The sequence below is a fragment of the Streptomyces sp. 8L genome (genome assembly GCF_020176795.1).
In the GTDB taxonomy this organism is placed as follows: domain Bacteria; phylum Actinomycetota; class Actinomycetes; order Streptomycetales; family Streptomycetaceae; genus Streptomyces.
Genome location: NZ_JAIUKE010000703.1, coordinates 1 through 2,249 on the forward strand (window position 1 = coordinate 1; position 2,249 = coordinate 2,249).

2 protein-coding genes are annotated in these 2,249 nt (G+C 75.5%); both read right to left on the minus strand.

The window, feature by feature from the left end:
* Window positions 1-348: 348 nt before the first annotated feature.
* Window positions 349-1,356: a hypothetical protein gene (locus LCE31_RS37435; RefSeq protein WP_225022550.1), complete on the minus strand. Its 1,008-nt coding sequence runs from the start codon at window positions 1,354-1,356 to the stop codon at window positions 349-351.
* On the minus strand, window positions 1,353-2,249 hold an 897-nt coding region (locus LCE31_RS37440; protein ID WP_225022552.1), incomplete at its 5' end, for a patatin-like phospholipase family protein. The genes LCE31_RS37435 and LCE31_RS37440, both read right to left, overlap by 4 nt.

Below are 2,249 nucleotides of genomic sequence, written 5' to 3' on the forward strand. Positions count from 1 at the left end.
CCCCCCCGGCCGGGTTCGGGCCCCCCCGCCCCCCCCGGGGGGGGGGGGGGGGGGGGGGGGGGGCGCCCCCCGGGGGCCCCCCCCCCCCCGGGGGGCGAACGGGCCAGCACGAAGATTGTGGCCGCGTCGGCGCGGTGTCAATATTTATTACTAATTTAATGAGAGTTGCTGGGTGAGGAGGCCCCGGGAAGGGGTCACTTGGGCGGCACAGAGCGCCGGGTACGCGGCGCCGGGAAAGGAGAAGCCGGCCAGGAAGCAGAGCCCTGTCGGGTAGCAGAACCCCGGTCAGGAAGTTGAGCTCTGATCAGGAACAGGGCCCGGTCAGAGCGGAGCTGACGGAGCGGCCGGTCACGCCTGCTCGGCGTGCGCCGCTATCCACGCGTCCATCCGGGCCCACTGCCCGAACAGCCAGTCGCCGCGCGCCTCGTCGCCGACCGGTATCTGTGCGGCGGGGACCTGCCACCAGTGGGCCTCGACGCGCTCGCGCAGCGGCAGCGCCGCCCAGCCCGTCCGTACGGAGGTGATCCGGTCGAGCCCGGTGTGCGCGACGAACACCACGTCGGCGGTGGGTGCCGCGTCCAGCACCGCCAGCACACCGGCCGTGTGCGGCGCGAGGACGTGCGGCATCGACTCGGCGCGCGCCGCTTGCCGGTCGCGGCCGAGGCGCCGCAGCGCGACGACGGCCCGGCGGTGGCGCCGCGCCGTGAAGTTGCCGCCTTCGGGGAAGAGGACGAGGGCGTCACCGGGGCCCATGCGTGCGGCGAGCGCGGCCATGCCGCGCTCGGTGCCCAGGCCGTGCGGGGCCGGCACGAAGCAGTGCGGCACCCGGCTGAGCAGGATGTCGAGGCAGGGGTCGAGGCGGAGCAGGCGCTTGAGGACGATGTGCGGCCGGAGCCCGGCACCGGCCAGCAGGCTGTGCACGACGAGGAAGGAGTCGCCGGGTCCTGCGTGCCGGGCGAACACGAGCAGCGGTCCGGGGCCGGTCCGGCCCTCCCCGGCCGGGGCGGCGCGCGCGAGGGGCGGTGTGACGTGCAGGTCGAGACCGAACGCCCGGGTCGCGGCCCGGTACAACACGCGGAGCAGCCAGGCGAGTTCGGCGTATGCGGCGGTATCGCCACGGCGCGAGGCGACCCGCGCAGGATGGCGCAGCCAGTGGGCTGTCGCGGCCAGCACGCCCAGGACATCGACGACGAGGTACAGCAGGGCGAACGCGCCGATCCTCGGGGCGCGCCAATGGCCGTGCCGGGCCAGGGAGACCGGCCCCGTGCACAGGGTCACGGCCACGAGGAGCGCCGCGGTGACGGGGATCAGGGCGGTCAGCAGCGCGGTGGCGGCCAGCCGCCTGAGCGTCTTCACCCCCGCCGCCGTCCGTGTACGGCGCCGCGCTCTGGTCCGATGCGCGCCGCGCCCGCCGCGGGCGGTGCGCCCGCCGCGCTCTGGAGATAGCGCGCCGATGCCTCGTACGCCCGCTCGATGCGCTCCGAGGTCCGCGCGAAGTCACGGTGGCGCAGCCGGCTCGCCGAGGTCCATTCGCGGGCGGCGGCGCCGCTGGGCAGGACGTGCACGGTGACGTCCTCGGGCAGGTCGGCCATGTCCCGCGCGAACCTGTGCCTGCGGGCGATCTCGAACGACACCATCGCCACCTGCCAGGGGTAGCGCGGCGGCGACAGCGGCGCTTCGACGCGCCCGACCTGGAGGACGTACACGGTCCGCGCGCCGAGGGCCACGGCCCGGCCCACCGGGATGCTGTTGACGAGCCCGCCGTCGATGTAGTGGCCCTCGCCGATCCGGGTGGGCGGCAGCAGGCCCGGCACGGAGCAGGACGCGAGCACGGCGTCCGCGAGCGGCCCCTCGGCGAACCAGTGCTCCGCGGCGTCCTCGATCCCGGCGGCCACGCACTGGAACGGCAGCCGAAGGTCCTCGATCCGGTCCACGGGGAGGTGTTCCGCGAGCAGCCCGCGCAGTGGTTCGGCGGAGTAGAGATGGGTGCCGCCGCTGCGTACGACGGTGGCGAACCGGTCCGCCAGCGAGCCGGAGAAGACCCCCGCGCGGCCGAGCCCGGTCCACAGGTCGGTGAGCCGCTCCACCGCGTGCGGCGTCGGGTCGGCGGCGACGGCCGCGCCGTTGATGGCGCCGACCGAGGTGCCGACCACCAGGTCGGGCGTGATCCCCGCCGCGAACAGCGCCTGCAGCATCCCCACTTCGTGCGCCCCGAGCGCGCCGCCCGCGCCGAGGATGAAGGCGCGCTC